Origin of the sequence: Clostridium neuense, from assembly GCF_045310695.1 — a bacterium.
Lineage (GTDB): Bacteria > Bacillota > Clostridia > Clostridiales > Clostridiaceae > Clostridium_S > Clostridium_S neuense.
In genome coordinates, this window is record NZ_JBJIAA010000007.1 from 138,868 (window position 1) to 155,501 (window position 16,634).

Sequence of the window (16,634 nt, forward strand, 5' to 3'; positions counted from 1 at the left end):
ACTTAAAATATAGAGATACTTTAATATAAGTTAAAGGAGGATAATGGAATTACATCTCAAGTTCCGCGTATGATCATTATCTTTATTGAGCAAGTTATTACGTATTTTCTATAATCAGTTTCCCTACAAAACAATATATTGTGAACGAGATTTTGCAATGAACATAATAATAAATTGTTTAAATAATGAATTATAAAGATTCACACTAAAATTCCGTAGGTACGGAGGAATTTTTTCCTTGCACTACTGTGGAGGTGAAGTAACAATGCTGAAGGAACGATTTAAAAAAATTCTAATAAATCTTGGCTCAAAAATTGTGAAATGCTTAGATATTTCAATCTGTTTGAGCAACGCGAGTTATTGAAATATCTTAGTATTTTATGATTTTTGAACCCTAGATTTACAGTATTTTTTAACGCGACGAAGTATTGTTACTTCACCCTTTTGACATTTTATAATTACCTTTGCAGTTAAAATCTTCCTTCCAGGCTTTATCTGCAGCTGGTTTGAAGTTTTCTGCAAGCTCATCGAGCTCTTTCATAAATTTAGGATCACTAATCATATTTTTAGCACTTTCATCAGTAGGTTTTGCACCGGTTTTTTTAACAACTTTACGTATAACATTAGGATTGTCTATCATCATGCAGGGCATCAATAAATTTTTATTATAAGGTTGTATCCTTCGTAATTCTTTGAAATATGGAGTCTTGAAGGCGTCTACAAGATGATGATTTTTTACGTTAAAGGATGAAAAATGAGAGAATATACATGGTTCTACATCTTCCTTTGCATTTATGTGGCAATAGTATTTTCCGGCAATGCAGCCGCCAACATAAGGAGCATCATTAAAAAAATCCACACAAAAATAGGGCATTGTAGTTCTAATTGCTCTTGTTCTTTTTCCAAGCTCAATTCTCTGAGTAGGTGTAAGCATATTTTTAACGTCAACACCAATTCCCACAGGCATGTAAATAAAATACCAGCTTATTTTAGAGCCTTTATCAATTAACATTTGTATAAATTTTTTTGATGATACGGTTTCAAAGTTATGAGTAGAGGTTGCAGAGGATACACCAAAAATCACACCTCTTTCACGAAGTAGGTCCATGCCATGCATTACTTTATTAAAGGTACCTTTTCCCCTCCTTGCATCAGTTTCTTTTTCAAAACCTTCTAGAGAAAACATTGGTGCAACATTTCCTAATCTTTGTATTTTGTCAGCTAAATCTTCTGTAAAAAGAGTTCCGTTGGTAAAAGGTACAAACATACAGTCATTATATTTTTTGTATATGTCCAGCATATAGTTGTTTATAAAAGGCTCTCCACCTAGAATTATAAAAAAGTACGTCCCTAAATTTCTTGCTTCGCCTATAAGTCGATCAACTTCCTTAAAAGGAATATCATCTTTTTTGCTGTAATTTCCCGCATAACATCCAGTACACCTTAAGTTACATCTCATTGATGGGCTTAAAAGAATTACGAAAGGTATTTTTGTATCTTCGTCATTCAAATATTTATCTCGTTTAGACATTCCATACCATACGGAATTTGCTAAAAAATTTACAAAAAACTTCTTAAGACATTTTTTATTTATAGTTTTAAGTATATTTTGCATATACTCGTGTACACTTTTATTTGTATTATAGTAGTTTAGGACAGTGTCAATTTGTGATAAGGAATAGTGGTCTTTGACTGCAGTTTTTATAATCCCAAATACTTTATTTACATTTTTTTCTGGATTTTTATCGATATATGATATTACAGTTTTTATAAGTGATTCTTTCACTTTTTTTTCAAAGGATTGTGTTAAATTCATAATTGGCCTCCTCCACGTAAAAACATATATAATAATCTATATATATTAAAAAAAAATATTTTTATGTCTTGAAAATAAAACGTTTTAGCTGTTATTTAATTTTTATTGGCGATAAATTTTTAATTATCTGATATAATTGTTTATAAAGATAATTGGTATTTTAGAACATAAATAGTTTGAGTTTCACAGTAGGTTCACTATATATTAAGCTATATCTTAAAAGAAAAGTTTACAGAATTACTTATATGATGAAGAGGGTGTGTGGGATGAGAAGAAAAGATAGAGAAATTACAGATTTAAATAAAATTGCGGCAATTATGAAAAAGTGTGATGTGTGCAGCTTAGCATTTTTTGATGATGAATATCCGTACATAGTACCATTAAATTTTGGTATGAATTTAGTAGAAGATAAAATAACGTTGTATTTCCATGGAGCTAATGCTGGAAAGAAATTAGAATTAATAAAAAAGAACAATAAGGTAGGATTTGAAATGAATTGTTCTCATAAATTACTTTTAGGTGAAAAAGCGTGTAATTCAACTATGGAATATGAAAGTGTATGCGGAAATGGAATAATTGAAATCCTAAAAGAAGCAGAAAAAAGGGAAGCATTAACATACATAATGAAACAATATAATGATAAGGAAGAATATGAATTTGATAGGAAATCAGTAGATGCTGTTGTAATATTTAGGCTTATAGTTTCTGAAGTACATGGGAAAATTTTAAAAAAACAGTAATGGGAAAAGGGGGTAGTGCTTAGTGGAATTGTAATTGCTATTATGTACTTTTTCACTAAGTATATAAATGGGTGATATAAATAAAAATAAGAAATCAAATGCAGAAAAGTTTATTGTGATTTATAATGAGTTAGATAGATATATGAGAAAATGTCTTGATGAGGATGATAGAATAGGTCATACTGATTTGGTAAAAAGGATGACTAAAAGAAATAAGACATTTGCAAAAAACAAAGATGATTTAATGCTTTTTGCAAGGCTTAGAAATTCAATTATTCATAATCCGTACAATAGAGAAATAGATCCTATTGCAGAACCACATGATAAAATTTTAGATAAATATAAAGAAATAAGAGATAAAGTACTTAATCCTCCTATTGCATTAGACTCTATAGCTGTTAAGGGGAAGAATATATATTCAGTAACTGTAGATGAGTTTGCGTTCGATGTTATGAATATTATGAGAGATAATAACTATACTCATGTGCCTGTAATTGATGGTGATTTTATAATTGGGGTGTTTAGCGAAAGCACAGTTTTTTCATATATGGTAGCTAATGAAGGTAGTCCTATTAATAGAGATACTAAGATAAAAGAGTTTGAAGAATTTATTCCTCTTGATAGGCATGTTAGTGAATTTTTTTCTTTTGTGCATAAGGACACATTGGTAGTGGAAATTGAAGAAATATTTCAAAGGAAGTTCAATGGTAAAAAGAGACTTTCAGTGATTTTTATTACTGAAACGGGGAGAGTTAAGGAGAAGATTCTAGGGCTTATAACTCCATGGGATGTTGCAGCAAAGTAGTAGAGATTGATTTTTGTATGTTTCTATAGAGAATTTAAATGAATTTTAACTTAAGTTAATCAAAAGAACTCTAGGTAACTTGATATGAGGGTTACCTAGGGTTTTGTTTAATTAAAAATACATTAATAATATGGTATAATTAAAAAATGTACAAATTTACGAATTAATAAAGAAAGGAATTAATTTATAGTATGAGCTTATTTATTGACATATTAATGAGAACTGTAGTAGAAACAGTTTATTTAACAGGTATTATTATTTTAATAGGTTTTTTCCTTGGTGTACTTAGAAATAGTTCAATTAAAAATTTTCAGAGAAGTTTTGGAATAAGAGCTGTGATGGTAACAGCCTTTATAGGAGTTCCAGTACATGAATTGAGTCATGCAATTGCAGCACTTTTATTTAGGCATCATATAAATGATATAAAATTACTTCAAAAACCTGATGGAAATGGTGTTCTTGGATATGTTAATCATTCGTATAATACTAGAAGTGTTTATCAAGAGATAGGAAACTTCTTTATAGGAATTGCACCTATTTTTGGCGGAATTGCATCTATAATTGTTTTAATGAGATTTTTAATGAAGGATGCTTATGATAAATTTGTTCAAATAATAATATCAAATTTTCATATAACGGTGTTAAATGAGGAAATGTTAAAAAAAATTATGAGTTCATATTTGGGACTAGTAAAGTCAATATTCTCATTTAGTAACTTTAAAAATCCGTGTTTTTACGTGTTTATTTTTTTGGCTATATGCATATCCTCACATATATCCTTAAGTAGTGCAGATATAAAGGGGGCTTCAAGGGGACTTGCTATTATATTCATAATACTGTTTTTGCTCAATGTCTTTGGATTAATCAATAATATATCAAAGTTTAATATAGAGAAATATAATATTTTTATAACAAGTTTTCTTTTTATAGCTGTTATATTATCGCTTATAACATTTATTATAAGTTTGTTTTTTGTAATTATAAAAAGATAAGCAATATGCGGAAAGAAGGAATAAAATGTTAGAGAAAACATCAAGATTAGGAAAACATTTTGAAAATTTATTCAGTAATATTGATAATAAGCTACTTATTGAAAAAGAGCAAAGACTTAGAGCAAAGCTTGGAAATGAAATGCATGATTGTATTTTCACAGAAGAAATAAATCACAAAATGAATGTTATTGATTTTTCAGACTTAGGCTTATTAGATAGTTCCAACGATGAAGTTGCATTTCTTTTTTCTACAATATTTCCAGTATTTATTGAGAATAATGGCGTTATTTTTAGATTATATAGGCATAAAATAGAGGTTGATTTATCTGATGAAATGTCAGACAGATACATTTTTATATTTTCAGAAGGTAGATTTACTTCTGGATTATTTCAATGCTTTAGATTATATGATGATGAGTATATTTATGGAATAAAAAAAATAATAGCAGCAATTCCAATGCTTAGAAAGGCTATTTTAGATGCTTTGGATAACTTGGAAAAGAGCAGTCAAAACTTTAAAAGTGACATGAATAATTTTAAAAGTAAAGTTGATTTAGCAGAAAAAAATTATAACGAAGTGCTTAAGGAATTAAGATGTAAATAATTATTTTAGAAGTTTTAAATATGAGGCAGAGCAACAAATAATAGTTGCTTTGCCTTATTTTTATAACAATTATTTAATTTTATAATGTAGCTGATATTTTAAAGTAGTAAATTACATTATATTCTATTAAAAATATATACAATATTGTAAAAATAAGTATAATATGATAAAATTAGTTTAAATATGCATAAAATTTATTTATATAGGTGGGGGTATATGATGGGATTTATAAGAAATTCAGCAAAAGCTATAATTATAAAAGAGGATAAAATTTTGCTTATTAAAAATTTAGATGATAATGGCTATTTTTACTTGCTTCCTGGTGGAGAGCAGGAGAAATTTGAAACTATGAAGGAAACAGCTATAAGAGAATGCAGAGAAGAAATTTCAGCGGAAATAGAGGTTGGTGATATAAGATTTATAAGGGAATATATAGGCAAGAATCATGAGTTTTATGATGCTGATTTTGAATTGCACCAAATCGAATATATATTTATTTGCTACTTGAAGGAAAATAGTAAGGTTAAAAATGGATCTATACCGGATAACAGACAAGTAGGAATTGAGTGGATAAAATTAAATAAGCTTAAGGAATATAGAATTTACCCAGGGATACTTAAGGAATTAATTAAAAATGATGGAAGTATTACTGGAGAAATATATTTAGGAGATGTAAACTGATTAAATATTAAAATAAATATAGGTTTTTGTTATATTAAACTTTAAATTATAATTTATTTGTTGTAAAATATAATTGTAAAATTTGCTTTTAGGAAGTGGTCTATTGCAAGGAGAAAAATGTGCAGTATGCGATAAAGAAGGAGAAAGGCATCACATAGTGTATAAAAGTCAGGGCGGATTAGATTTCCCTCTTAATTATGTATATTTGTGCGCTGAGCATCATAGAGGCGTTAATGGCCCTCATAAAAATAGAAAAGTGGATTTAAAATATAAGATTGAAATGCAAAAGAAAATCGAGGAGATTTTAGTTTATGATTTTTATAAGTTAAAAGATTTTATGGAGCTCTTGCATATTAATAAAAGACAGGCAAAACTTATAACTAAAGACTTTAAATTATATAAAGAAGGTTATAGAAAGATAGATTTAATAAAAAGGATCATGGGTGGCAAATTATATTATGATTATATGCTAGATGATAATTATGATGAGTCATGGAAAGAGCTCGACAATCTAATTTAAATATATTGGTTTTATTAACGAAAAGGAAATATAAAGAGACTGTGATACAGTCTCTTTATATTTCCTTTTCTATTTCCATTTCCATTTCTGTTTCTGTTTTTGTTTCTATTTCTTTTAAACTTTTTGCTAGACTTTCAGTGATTTTATCAAAGTTTTCTTTAAATAAAATTCCATTGACAATTTGAGATTTTATAAGCTTTCCATCTTTATATACATTTACTGAATCACTTTTACCCTTAAATAAAAAATCACCTATGGTTTTTTCCATAAATATATCCTCCTCGCATTACATGTTAAGGGCTGTAATAGATAAATTTTAGGATAATTATCTAAAACAACATTAACTTTTATTATACAAAATTAAGAATAAAATTTCAAGTGAAAGGTAAATATAATTTCTAAGGAGATGATTATTTTGTCACATAGTACAGGAAAAAAGGCAACTAAAGAATTTTCAAAGAAAACAACAAAACCAGAGCCAATACAAAGAGATAATGTAAAAGCACAAGCAACGTTTTCCAATTCACATGATCATAAAAAATGTAATAATACTATTAGCCAAAACCTAAGTAAATAATAAATAGGTTTAAAAAATGTTATAAGTGACAATACTTCTTTATATAGGAAAGCTAGATGAAATATTAAGTCATATTTTGTTTTTCCTTTAGGAGTGGTGATTTTGAAAAAAAATATTTTGTTTTGTGATGATGAAGAATTGTGGGCAATAAAGATGAGCTTATGGTCATATAGAAATTTTCTTTCCAATGAAAAGAAAAATGGCAACAAAAATGTTAAAGAGAGAGAAACAATGATTAAAAATATAATTCATAATATTGAAAGCATCGCGAAGTAAAAACAGGTTACAAAGATTCATGCCTAAATTCCGTAGGTACGGAGGAATTTTTTCCTTGCACCTACGGTGGGAGCGAAGTAAAAATGCTGAAGGAACGATTTAAAAAAATCCTAATAAATCTTCACCTAAAAATTGTAAAATACTTAGAGATTTCAATTTGTCTGAGCGTATGCGAGTTATTGAAATCTCTTAGTATTTTATGATTTTTGAGTCTTAGATTTATAGGATTTTTTTATTGAAAGTACTTTTATATTATTCTAGAAAGATAATGGGCTTACGCCCAAACCCCGCGTATGTGTATGCGACGAAGCATTGTTACTTCGCACTTTTTAGACTACTTGAACTTTTAACATATTTGTTGAGCCTGACTTTGCTATAGGTATTCCAGCAGCTATTACAATAATATCACCGCTTTTTACTAAGTTTTCTTCAACAGCTCTTTTTATGCAAGTATCTATTAATTCATCTGTAGAAGTAACTTTTGGAGATAATATAGTTGTGACACCAAAAGTTAATGCTAAACTTCTAGCAACTTTTTCATGCGGTGTAACAGCTATAATTGGACAACTAGGCTTATATTTTGAAATCATCTTAGCGGTGAGGCCACTTTGAGTTGCAGTTATTATTGCAGCTGCATTTAATTCTGATGCAGTTGTACAGGTAGCAAGACTTATTGCATTTGAAAGATTTGTTAATGAACTTTCTCTAAGTTTGTTTAAAACTTCTTTGTAATTTATGTGTTTTTCAGCGTTTTGGGCAATCTTTGACATAGTAGTTGCAGCTTCAACAGGATAAGAACCACTTGCACTTTCACCACTAAGCATTACAGCATCTGTACCATCATAAATAGCATTAGCAACATCAGAAGCTTCAGCCCTTGTTGGTCTAGGATTTCTAATCATGGAATCAAGCATTTGAGTAGCTGTTATAACTAGTTTGCCAGCATTATTGCACTTATCTATTATCATCTTTTGGACTATAGGAACATTTTCTATAGGAATTTCTACACCCATATCTCCTCTAGCTACCATAACTCCATCTGCTTCTTTAAGTATGGCGTCTATATTGTCTACGCCTTCTTGGGTTTCTATTTTAGTTATTACTTTTATATCTTTACCGCCGTTCTCTTTTAAAATCTTCTTTACTTCAACGACATCTTCCGCCTTTCTTATAAAGGATGCAGCAACCATATCAGCCTCCATTTCACAGGCAAATTTTAAATCATCTATGTCCTTTGTGGTAACAGCTGGGAGCCCTATGGAAACATTTGGAACATTAACACCTTTATGATTTGAAATTGTTCCATTTACCTGTGCAGTACATAAAATAGCTTCTCCTTTAACTTCATTTACTGTAAAGCCGAGTAAGCCATCGTCTACAAGTATAGTGTCACCCTTTTTTACTTCCTTATAAAGATCTTCATAAGAAATAGAACATTTTGTGGAATCTCCTAAGATTTCTTTATCACATATTATTGTAAATGGATTCCCTTTTACAATTTCAGCAGAGTCACCTTCAAAATTATGAGTTCTTATTTTAGGACCTTTTATATCTACTACAATAGCTACATGTTTGTTTAATTCTTTTCTTAAATCTTTTATAAGGTCAATTACTTTTTTATGGCTTTCATGTGTTCCATGAGAAAAATTTAATCTTGCAGCATTCATTCCAATATTCATTAAATCTGTTAAGGTTTGTCTATTATCGCTTGCAGGACCAATTGTGAAAATCATTTTTGTTTTTTGCATGTTAATCACCTCGTATATTATTTATAAAATTTTAAAGGTATATCCTCCTTTTAGCAAATACTCTATTATTTGCGGTAGAGCTTTTAAGGTAGCCTTACAATTATAATCATCGTGCATCAGGATAACAATATGATCTTTGTTTCTGCAAGAAATCTTAACTCTATCCACTATATTAGAGTAACCAGAAGAAGAAGTTTCTAAACTATCGAAGGAATCGACATTCCAATCTACATAGTTATAGCCTGATTTTGCAATAGTTTGTCTAAATGTAGAACTAACCATATTGGAGCCACCTGGAAATCTTATAAGATGCTGCTGAAAATTATTGCCTCCAAGTATAGTACTTATAACATCGTTACTTTCTTTTAAATCTTGAAGATAATTTTGAGGATTTATGTACAAATTTTTATAATTTGTGTCAAAACTTCTTAAAGCAATCTGATTTCCACTGCGTTTGGCTCTGATTAATACATCTGAATTACTAATGGAGTTTTTACCATTTACAAAAAACGTAGCTTTTGTATTATAACTCTTTAATATATTAAGTACTTCTGGAGTTACATTTGAAGATGGACCTCCATCAAAGGTTAAATAAGCAATTTTTTGTCCGTCTTTAGTAAATGGATATTTTATTTTCCCAATGCTTGAGTTAATAGTTTTTCCTATGACTATAGGCTTAATAACAGTTTTTTGTGTCAAATGAAATTTTATCACATAAATCAAAGATACAAATACAATTGTTATTAAAAGTACCAAACTAGATCTAAATAAAAGTTTTTTATTTTGTGTTATCAATTGTTATACCTCCCTCAGCTTAGTAAAGTCATTATTTATAAAAAGGTATTTTCAAAATTATCTTTGATTTAATTATAAAATTTTTAACTATAAAAATAAAGGGATTTTTATCCCTAATTTCTTGTTTTATCTACAGCAGATTCTTTATGCTCTCTTGAATTGCTGTTATTCTTATTATATTTTGTTACCATGTAAATACCATATAAAAATACTATCACTGCAGCTATATATGGAAAATACTGAACAAAAGCAGATGATATCCTTGATTTAATAATAGTATCATTTAAAAGCATAGAAAAAGCTGTATGGGCAAGAATTGCGCCACCTATATAAATAACTATTTTGTATTTCTGCATGAGCTTTGCTACGTATTGACTTCCTAAAAATATTATTGGTATATTTAAAAGGAGACCAAAAATAATTAAAAATATATTTCCTGCCGCAGCTCCTGCTATGGCAAGTACATTATCTAAACTCATTGTAATGTCAGCAATGATAATACTTGTTACTGCTGTCCATAGCTTTTGTGAACTATGTATAACCTTGTTATCAGTATCATTTTCAGGCTTTATAAAATCCCATGTAATTTTTATGAGTAATAAGCCGCCAATAAGTTTTATAGGAAGCCATTGAATCATAAGTATATAGGTTACTAGGCATGCAAAGATTATTCTTAAAAGTACAGCAGCTGTTACTCCTATTACAGAAGCTTTTTTTGCAAGTTTGCTTGGAAGATCTCTTGTTGCAAGTGCTATAACTCCTATGTTATCACCACTTAGTACTATGTCCAGCAGTGTTATTTGAAGAGCTCCAGCTACTAAGGCTATAAAGTTAGACATATTTTTCCTCCTTGGATTATATAAATAAAAGTTAACTTTTTATGTGGTTAAAAAAACCTCATAAAATAATTACATTTATTATTATATTATTAAATTAATAATATTTCAAATGAATTTAAATTTGGTTTTATTATTGAATAGATAAAAAATATTTAAATTTATTGATGCTTTTTTATTGATTGGGTGATATTATTAAATATATGTCGTTTTAGGACGAAATTTATTTGAAAAATGGAGATGAAAATTATGTTGCTAATCAAAAATGGTAAGGTATTAACAATGAGTGGTAAAAATTATGAAAGGGGCTGCGTGCTTGTACATAATGGCAAAATAAAAAAAATTGGCGATAAAATTGAAGAAACACCTGATATGGAAGTAATAGATGCAGAAGGATGTATTGTAATGCCTGGAATAATAGATGCTCATTGTCATATTGGGCTCGTTGAAGAAAATATGGGTTTTGAGGGCGATGATATAAATGAAGCTTCAAACCCTGTTGTTCCAGAGCTTAGAGCCATAGATGGAATAAATCCAATGGATGTTGCTTTTGATGATGCAGTTAAAGCTGGAATTACAGGTGTTATGACTGGTCCTGGAAGTGGGAATGTCATGGGGGGCCAATTTGTGTTTATGAAAACCAAAGGAAAATGTGTAGATGATATGGTTATGCTTGAACCGTCAGCAGTAAAGGTAGCTTTTGGAGAAAATCCAAAGAGATTTTATGGGAAAAAAGGGAAAATGCCAGTAACTAGAATGGCAACTGCTGCACTTTTAAGGGGAATCTTAACCAAAGCAAAATTTTATATGGCAAAAAAGAATAAAGCACTTAGGGATGGTGAATTATTTGAGGAAGACTTTAAACTTGAATCTTTAATTCCTGTGCTTGAGAGAAAAATACCTCTTAAAGCGCATGCACACAGAGCTGATGATATATTAACTGCTATAAGAATAGCAGAGGAATTTAATGTAAAAATGACACTTGATCATTGTACGGAAGGACATCTTATAAGTGAATATGTTAAAAAATCTCAATTCCCTGCAATTGTTGGTCCAAGCCTTACATCAAGGTCTAAAATAGAACTTCAAAACAAGACTTTTAAAACTCCAGGTATACTTGCTAAAGCAGGAGTTAAAGTCGCTATTATGACAGATCATCCTGTAATACCTGTAGGTTATCTTCCTATATGTGCTGGACTTGCAGCTAAGGATGGGTTGGGTGTAGAAGAAGCTTACAAGGCTATAACGATAAACTCAGCAGAAATTTGTGGTGTTTCTGATAGAGTTGGTAGTTTAGAAGAAGGGAAAGATGCAGATATAGCAATTTTTACAGGAAATCCAATGGAAGTGTTCACAGAAGCTAAGTACACAATAATAAATGGAGAAATAGTTTTTTCTAAGTGCGATAAATAAATTTAACACCCCAAGTTTTAAAAGCTTTTAGAACTTGGGGCTAGGTTTTATGGTTCTATTTGAAAAGTTTAAGAGTTGTTACATAATAATTTAGAAGTGATACATGTCCTTTCTAAGCTTCACATTTAAAACCAGAGATAAGGCTATAAAATTTGCCAGAAGTGAGCTTCCACCGTAACTCATAAAAGGTAGAGTGATTCCACTAACTAGAGTGATTTTTATAGTCATCCCTACATTTTGAAATATAGAAAATATAAATGATGAAAATATGCCTACGCAAATTAGCTTTCCACTAAGGTCTTTAGAATCTTTAGCTATTTTTATTATTTTGTATAAAAGGATAAAATATAAAGTAAATAGAAAAATAGCACCAGCTAGTCCCCATTCCTCACCAACGGAAGCAAATATAAAGTCAGTATGAATTTCTGGTATATAACCTCCATTTGAGAAGTTACCTTTAAAAAATCCATTTCCAAATATTCCACCAGATCCGATTGCAGTTATAGACTGCATAACTTGATATAGTGAATCTGACTGTGAAGCAGCTGCATTTAACGCCGAGTCCGGAGTTAAGAAGGAAGTTATTCTAGCTTTTTGATAGGCTTTTAATATACCGCTAAACCATATTATAGCACTAATAGGAATTGAACTTAGCACAAGTCCTATTAGAACTTTAATACTAATATTAGCAATAAAAAGAATACCTAAGCCTATACATAAACAAACTATTGCCATTCCTAAGTTTGGCTGCTTATAGATTAGAAGAAATGGGACTATTATGTATCCAGACAATATTAAAAAATTCTTTAAGTTATTTACTTTGCCTTCCATAACATCTATTTTTCTTACTAATATTAAAGTGAGTGAGATTTTAGCAAATTCTGCCGGCTCTATTCCAAAAATCCAAGAGTTTGCACCATTTACAGCAGGTGCCTTTAGTGTAGCAATTAAGACAATTACTATAAACCAATATAATATTTCAGAATATCTTAATATGGTTTTATAATCTATGAAGACAAGAAATATGCATACTGCAATACTCAATAATAAATTTAAAGCTTGATGCTTTACAAAGAAATAACCATGCGAATAATATGTACTTGTGAAGATATTAATTATTCCAAAAGCCACAATTAATACTGCATTAATTAAAAGAATAATATCTAGTTTTTTTAATAGATTTAACTTTTTAGGGAATTTTAACAACAATGACTTCAACTTTGCTACCTCCGTAAAATTATAGTGAATTAATATAGATATCAAAAGTATACCATGTTTTTCAGGTAAATTTGTTTAATTTTTATTAATATTTGTATTGAAAAGTATAAAGATTATTGATATAGTAAATACTATAATGTGATTTCTATGAAATGGAAAGTAGCTTATAAAACTTTTAAAGCGAACTAATGTTGGTGTAAGATTAGTATAGTTTTATAATGTGAATAGAGCCATGGAGAAGCTTCAAAGGATAAGATTATTATTCGATGGTAGCCGCTGACCAGCGTTAAGGTTTGAGTGGATTAGTCTATAATAGTAGTATTTATTGGATTAATCAATCAGAGTGGTACCGCGTATAAACGTCTCTGCATTTTGCAGTTGATGTTTTTTATTTTTTGTAAGGATATTTTTAAGGAGGAATTTTAGTGGATTACAAAAAATTAATAGCAGAGAAAGTAAAAGAAATTGTAAGTATGGACTTGGAAATCTTAGAAAGGCTTATAGAGATACCTCCCAAACCTGAAATGGGTGACTTTGCGCTTCCATGTTTTCAATTTGCTAAAATTATGAGAAAAGCACCTAACATGATAGCTGAAGAACTTTCTAAAAATATTAAAATTGAAGGTGTTGAAAAAGTTGAAAATTTGGGACCATATTTAAATTTCTTTGTAGATAAAGGGACATACTCAAAGAGTGCTATAGAAAATATTTTAAGTGAGAATGAAAAATACGGTTCATCGGCTCTTGGAGAGGGAAAAAATGTAACGGTGGAATTTTCTTCGCCAAATATAGCAAAGCCTTTTCATGTAGGTCATTTATTTAGTACAGCTATAGGAAATTCTCTGTATAGAATTTTTGATTTTGAAGGGTATAATTGCATAAGAATTAATCATCTTGGCGATTGGGGAACGCAGTTTGGTAAATTAATATGTGCTTATAAGAAGTGGGTTAATGAGGAGGATTTGGAAAAGGAACCAATAAAGGAACTCCTCAGGATATATGTAAAATTCCATGAAGAAGCGGAAAAGGATCCATCACTAGAAGATGAAGGAAGAGAATATTTCAAAAAGCTTGAAGATGGAGAGAAAGAGGAAGTAGAGCTTTGGACTAAGTTTAGAAATTTAAGCCTAAAAGAATTTAAAAAGGTATATGATGAACTTGGAGTAGAATTTGATTCATATAAAGGTGAGAGTTTTTACAGCGATAAAATGGATGCCATAATTGAAGAAATGAATAAAAAAGGTCTCTTGGTTGAGAGTAATGGAGCTAAAGTTGTTATGCTTGATGAGTATAATATGCCTCCATGCATAATACAAAAGGCTGATGGCGCAAGCATATATGCAACTAGAGATATTGCAGCAGCTGAATATAGAAAGAAAACTTATGATTTTTATAAGAGTATTTATGTAGTTGGAGCTGAGCAGAAACTTCATTTTAAACAATTTTTTAAGACACTTGAACTTGCTGGTCATGAATGGGCAAAAAGCTGTGTTCATGTTGCTTTTGGGACTGTTAAATTTGCAGATAGAAAGTTATCAACAAGAAAAGGTGAGGTAATTTTTCTTGAAGATTTATTGAACAAAGCTGTTTTAAAAGCAAAAGAAGTAATAGATGAAAAAAATCCTAATCTTGAAAATAAAGATGAAGTGGCTAAAAAGGTTGGAATAGGCTCTATAATATTTACTTATTTAAAAAATAGCAGAGAAAAGGATATTGTATTTAATTGGAGTGAAATGCTTAGCTTTGATGGTGAAACTGGACCATATGTACAGTATACTTATGCAAGGGCAAAGAGCATATTAAGAAAGTTTGAAGAAGCATCTTCAGAAATAGATTACAGTAAATTAAATTCAGAAGAAGAATTTGAGCTTGTGAAGAAACTTCAAGGTTTCAATGAAGCAATACTAAATGCAATAGATAAATTGGAACCTTTTATAGTAACTAGATATGTTATTGATGTTGCTAAAGCTTTTAATAAATTTTATAATTCATGTAACATAATTAATACAGAAGATATTGGACTCAAAAATGCTAGAATGATGCTTGTGAAAGCTTCTTCTATAGTAATAAAAAATGCACTGAACTTGCTTGGTATTAATACAGTTGAAAAAATGTAAAGGTGGGGAATTGAATGGGTTTTTCTTTGAAGGTTATTGTTAGTTTATTTGCAATGGTACTTCTTGTAATGTTTTTTTATAATTTTGTTATTAGAATTTATGTACTTCCTAAGGTTAAAATTAATAAGTGGATAGTCTTGGCACTTGGTGTAATAATGTTTTTTGTAACAAATATTGTTGGGGCAAATCTTAAAATAGATTATACTAAATTTGGAGTAAAGCAGCTGCCTTATTATATATCCATGTTACTGTTTATTTTATTCTTCTTCATGTTTTTTGATCTAATGGGATGGGGAGCGGCATCTAGAATGGATAAAAAGAAAAGCAAGAATGATATAGTTATAAGACCAAAGGCTAAGCCTAATAGAGTAAAAAATAGAGATAAGGATAAAAAATAAATAGTATCTTAAAGCATTAAATAAATACAATTACAATATATTACCGATACACCTGTACTAAATGTATAGGTGTTTTTTTAGTCTTAAGTTAAATTTAGGGAATTGGAAACTTGAATAATGTAGTAAAATAAATATAATGGTATATGATGGAATAATGAAATGGAGATGAATTAGTGTGAAAAAAACAATAGGAATATTAGCAGGAATGGGACCAAGATCTACGGCTCCATTTATAGATCTTGTTTTAGATGAATGTCAGAAGCAATATGGAGCGAAAAACGATATTGATTTCCCTAAAATGATGATATATTCGCTTCCAACACCTTTTTATGTTGATAGGCCAATAAATCATAAGGCAATGAAGGAAACCATAATTGAAGGGCTTCAAAAGCTTGAAAAAACAGGTGTGGATTTTATAGCTATGCCTTGCAATTTTGCTCATATTTATTTTGAAGAATTAGAAAAATCAATTAGCATACCTCTTTTAAACATTGTAGATGAAACTATTAAAAAGCTTCCTTCAAGCAGTGTAAAAATTACTTTATTTTCAACGAGTTCTACATATGAATTTGGAATTTATCAAAAAGGAATAAAAAAATATGGACACCAATTTGTTTTTGAAAATGAATGGCAAGTAATCTTAAATAATTTAATTAAAGATATAAAGACTAGTAAAGATAATGACAAAAATGTTGAAGTTTTAAAGGAATTAATAGAGAAAGTAAAAAAGGAAGATGTTCAAGATATAATAATTGGATGTACAGACTTAAATCCTATTTTGAAAAAAATTTCTACAGAACTCAATATTATAGATTCTTCAAAATGTCTTGCAGAGGCTACTATCGAAAAAATATTGTGAAGTAACATCATCTTGGTATATTAAATAAAATTAATGGTACAAAAAATCCTAATAAATCTTGGTTAAAAAATCATAAAATGCTTAGATATTTCAATCTGTTTGAGCATTTTTTCAGCGGGTAAACATGCACGAGGTTTGGACTAATATATAGATGACTAATACAAGTTAAAGAAGGATAATGGGATTACATCCCAAACCCCGTATATGATCGTTATCCTTCTATACTTTCAAGCAAACAC

The 16,634-nt window shown here is 29.4% G+C and carries 18 protein-coding genes and 1 other annotated feature; of the genes, 12 read left to right on the plus strand and 6 right to left on the minus strand.

All coding sequences use genetic code 11. The annotated features are described in order from the left end of the window. Positions 1-436: 436 nt before the first annotated feature. Positions 437-1,816 (minus strand): radical SAM protein, encoded by a 1,380-nt coding sequence (locus ACJDT4_RS09980; protein WP_406787415.1) that lies wholly within the window; start codon positions 1,814-1,816, stop codon positions 437-439. Positions 1,817-2,082: 266 nt separating this feature from the next. On the opposite strand from ACJDT4_RS09980, the gene ACJDT4_RS09985 reads away from it, so the two are divergent. The 6 genes from ACJDT4_RS09985 to ACJDT4_RS10010 all read left to right on the plus strand — a co-directional run bounded on the left by ACJDT4_RS09985 (position 2,083) and on the right by ACJDT4_RS10010 (position 6,158). Next, on the plus strand, positions 2,083-2,556 hold the full coding sequence (locus tag ACJDT4_RS09985) for a pyridoxamine 5'-phosphate oxidase family protein (RefSeq protein WP_406787416.1): 474 nt from the start codon (positions 2,083-2,085) through the stop codon (positions 2,554-2,556). 67 nt (positions 2,557-2,623) lie between these two features. Further along, a complete protein-coding gene (locus ACJDT4_RS09990; protein ID WP_406787417.1) occupies positions 2,624-3,361 on the plus strand; it encodes a CBS domain-containing protein in 738 nt (245 codons plus the stop codon). 191 nt (positions 3,362-3,552) lie between these two features. Beyond that, the gene (locus ACJDT4_RS09995) at positions 3,553-4,353 is read left to right on the plus strand and encodes a hypothetical protein (RefSeq protein ID WP_406787418.1); all 801 of its coding nucleotides are present in this window, start codon (positions 3,553-3,555) and stop codon (positions 4,351-4,353) included. A 25-nt stretch (positions 4,354-4,378) separates the two neighbouring features. After that, complete coding sequence (locus ACJDT4_RS10000) at positions 4,379-4,957, plus strand: hypothetical protein (RefSeq protein ID WP_406787419.1); 579 nt, start codon at positions 4,379-4,381, stop codon at positions 4,955-4,957. A gap of 219 nt (positions 4,958-5,176) precedes the next feature. Next, positions 5,177-5,638: an NUDIX domain-containing protein gene (locus tag ACJDT4_RS10005; RefSeq protein ID WP_406787420.1), complete on the plus strand. Its 462-nt coding sequence runs from the start codon at positions 5,177-5,179 to the stop codon at positions 5,636-5,638. Positions 5,639-5,741: 103 nt separating this feature from the next. After that, positions 5,742-6,158, plus strand: a complete 417-nt coding sequence (locus tag ACJDT4_RS10010) for an HNH endonuclease (RefSeq protein WP_406787421.1) — start codon at positions 5,742-5,744, stop codon at positions 6,156-6,158. A gap of 55 nt (positions 6,159-6,213) precedes the next feature. On the opposite strand, the gene ACJDT4_RS10015 is transcribed toward ACJDT4_RS10010, so the two are convergent. Then, a complete protein-coding gene (locus tag ACJDT4_RS10015) occupies positions 6,214-6,426 on the minus strand; it encodes a hypothetical protein (RefSeq protein WP_406787422.1) in 213 nt (70 codons plus the stop codon). A 147-nt stretch (positions 6,427-6,573) separates the two neighbouring features. On the opposite strand from ACJDT4_RS10015, the gene ACJDT4_RS10020 reads away from it, so the two are divergent. Both ACJDT4_RS10020 and ACJDT4_RS10025 read left to right on the plus strand, forming a co-directional pair. Further along, entirely contained in the window at positions 6,574-6,735 is a 162-nt protein-coding gene (locus ACJDT4_RS10020; RefSeq protein ID WP_406787423.1) for a hypothetical protein, read from the plus strand. A 102-nt stretch (positions 6,736-6,837) separates the two neighbouring features. Continuing rightward, complete coding sequence (locus ACJDT4_RS10025) at positions 6,838-7,011, plus strand: hypothetical protein (RefSeq protein WP_406787424.1); 174 nt, start codon at positions 6,838-6,840, stop codon at positions 7,009-7,011. Positions 7,012-7,340: 329 nt separating this feature from the next. On the opposite strand, the gene pyk is transcribed toward ACJDT4_RS10025, so the two are convergent. The 3 genes from pyk to ACJDT4_RS10040 form a co-directional block, all read right to left on the minus strand. After that, positions 7,341-8,759, minus strand: coding sequence for a pyruvate kinase (gene pyk / locus ACJDT4_RS10030; RefSeq protein WP_406787425.1), 1,419 nt, complete (start codon positions 8,757-8,759; stop codon positions 7,341-7,343). Positions 8,760-8,780: 21 nt separating this feature from the next. Continuing rightward, positions 8,781-9,554, minus strand: a complete 774-nt coding sequence (locus ACJDT4_RS10035) for a polysaccharide deacetylase family protein (protein WP_406787426.1) — start codon at positions 9,552-9,554, stop codon at positions 8,781-8,783. A 113-nt stretch (positions 9,555-9,667) separates the two neighbouring features. Further along, a complete protein-coding gene (locus tag ACJDT4_RS10040) occupies positions 9,668-10,393 on the minus strand; it encodes a TerC family protein (protein ID WP_406787427.1) in 726 nt (241 codons plus the stop codon). 246 nt (positions 10,394-10,639) lie between these two features. Here ACJDT4_RS10040 and ACJDT4_RS10045 point away from each other — a divergent pair, with 246 nt between their 5' ends. Next, the gene (locus tag ACJDT4_RS10045; RefSeq protein WP_406787428.1) at positions 10,640-11,803 is read left to right on the plus strand and encodes an amidohydrolase; all 1,164 of its coding nucleotides are present in this window, start codon (positions 10,640-10,642) and stop codon (positions 11,801-11,803) included. A 90-nt stretch (positions 11,804-11,893) separates the two neighbouring features. On the opposite strand, the gene ACJDT4_RS10050 is transcribed toward ACJDT4_RS10045, so the two are convergent. Then, complete coding sequence (locus tag ACJDT4_RS10050; RefSeq protein WP_406787429.1) at positions 11,894-13,021, minus strand: FtsW/RodA/SpoVE family cell cycle protein; 1,128 nt, start codon at positions 13,019-13,021, stop codon at positions 11,894-11,896. Between the two features lie 138 nt (positions 13,022-13,159). Then, positions 13,160-13,391, plus strand: a binding site (T-box leader). A gap of 55 nt (positions 13,392-13,446) precedes the next feature. Between ACJDT4_RS10050 and argS the strand changes: the two genes are divergently transcribed. From argS to ACJDT4_RS10065, 3 genes are all read left to right on the plus strand, one after another. Beyond that, complete coding sequence (argS, locus tag ACJDT4_RS10055) at positions 13,447-15,138, plus strand: arginine--tRNA ligase (protein ID WP_406787430.1); 1,692 nt, start codon at positions 13,447-13,449, stop codon at positions 15,136-15,138. 14 nt (positions 15,139-15,152) lie between these two features. Beyond that, complete coding sequence (locus ACJDT4_RS10060) at positions 15,153-15,536, plus strand: hypothetical protein (RefSeq protein WP_406787431.1); 384 nt, start codon at positions 15,153-15,155, stop codon at positions 15,534-15,536. Positions 15,537-15,711: 175 nt separating this feature from the next. Beyond that, on the plus strand, positions 15,712-16,395 hold the full coding sequence (locus tag ACJDT4_RS10065; protein WP_406787432.1) for an aspartate/glutamate racemase family protein: 684 nt from the start codon (positions 15,712-15,714) through the stop codon (positions 16,393-16,395). The last annotated feature ends 239 nt before the right edge of the window (positions 16,396-16,634 follow it).

Coding starts and splice junctions, on each gene's coding strand:
- ACJDT4_RS09980 (WP_406787415.1), bottom strand. CDS start 1,816: ATGAATTTAACACAATCCTTTGAAAAAAAAGTGAAAGAATCACTTATA.
- ACJDT4_RS09985 (WP_406787416.1), top strand. CDS start 2,083: ATGAGAAGAAAAGATAGAGAAATTACAGATTTAAATAAAATTGCGGCA.
- ACJDT4_RS09990 (WP_406787417.1), top strand. CDS start 2,624: ATGGGTGATATAAATAAAAATAAGAAATCAAATGCAGAAAAGTTTATT.
- ACJDT4_RS09995 (WP_406787418.1), top strand. CDS start 3,553: ATGAGCTTATTTATTGACATATTAATGAGAACTGTAGTAGAAACAGTT.
- ACJDT4_RS10000 (WP_406787419.1), top strand. CDS start 4,379: ATGTTAGAGAAAACATCAAGATTAGGAAAACATTTTGAAAATTTATTC.
- ACJDT4_RS10005 (WP_406787420.1), top strand. CDS start 5,177: ATGGGATTTATAAGAAATTCAGCAAAAGCTATAATTATAAAAGAGGAT.
- ACJDT4_RS10015 (WP_406787422.1), bottom strand. CDS start 6,426: ATGGAAAAAACCATAGGTGATTTTTTATTTAAGGGTAAAAGTGATTCA.
- pyk (WP_406787425.1), bottom strand. CDS start 8,759: ATGCAAAAAACAAAAATGATTTTCACAATTGGTCCTGCAAGCGATAAT.
- ACJDT4_RS10040 (WP_406787427.1), bottom strand. CDS start 10,393: ATGTCTAACTTTATAGCCTTAGTAGCTGGAGCTCTTCAAATAACACTG.
- ACJDT4_RS10045 (WP_406787428.1), top strand. CDS start 10,640: ATGTTGCTAATCAAAAATGGTAAGGTATTAACAATGAGTGGTAAAAAT.
- ACJDT4_RS10060 (WP_406787431.1), top strand. CDS start 15,153: ATGGGTTTTTCTTTGAAGGTTATTGTTAGTTTATTTGCAATGGTACTT.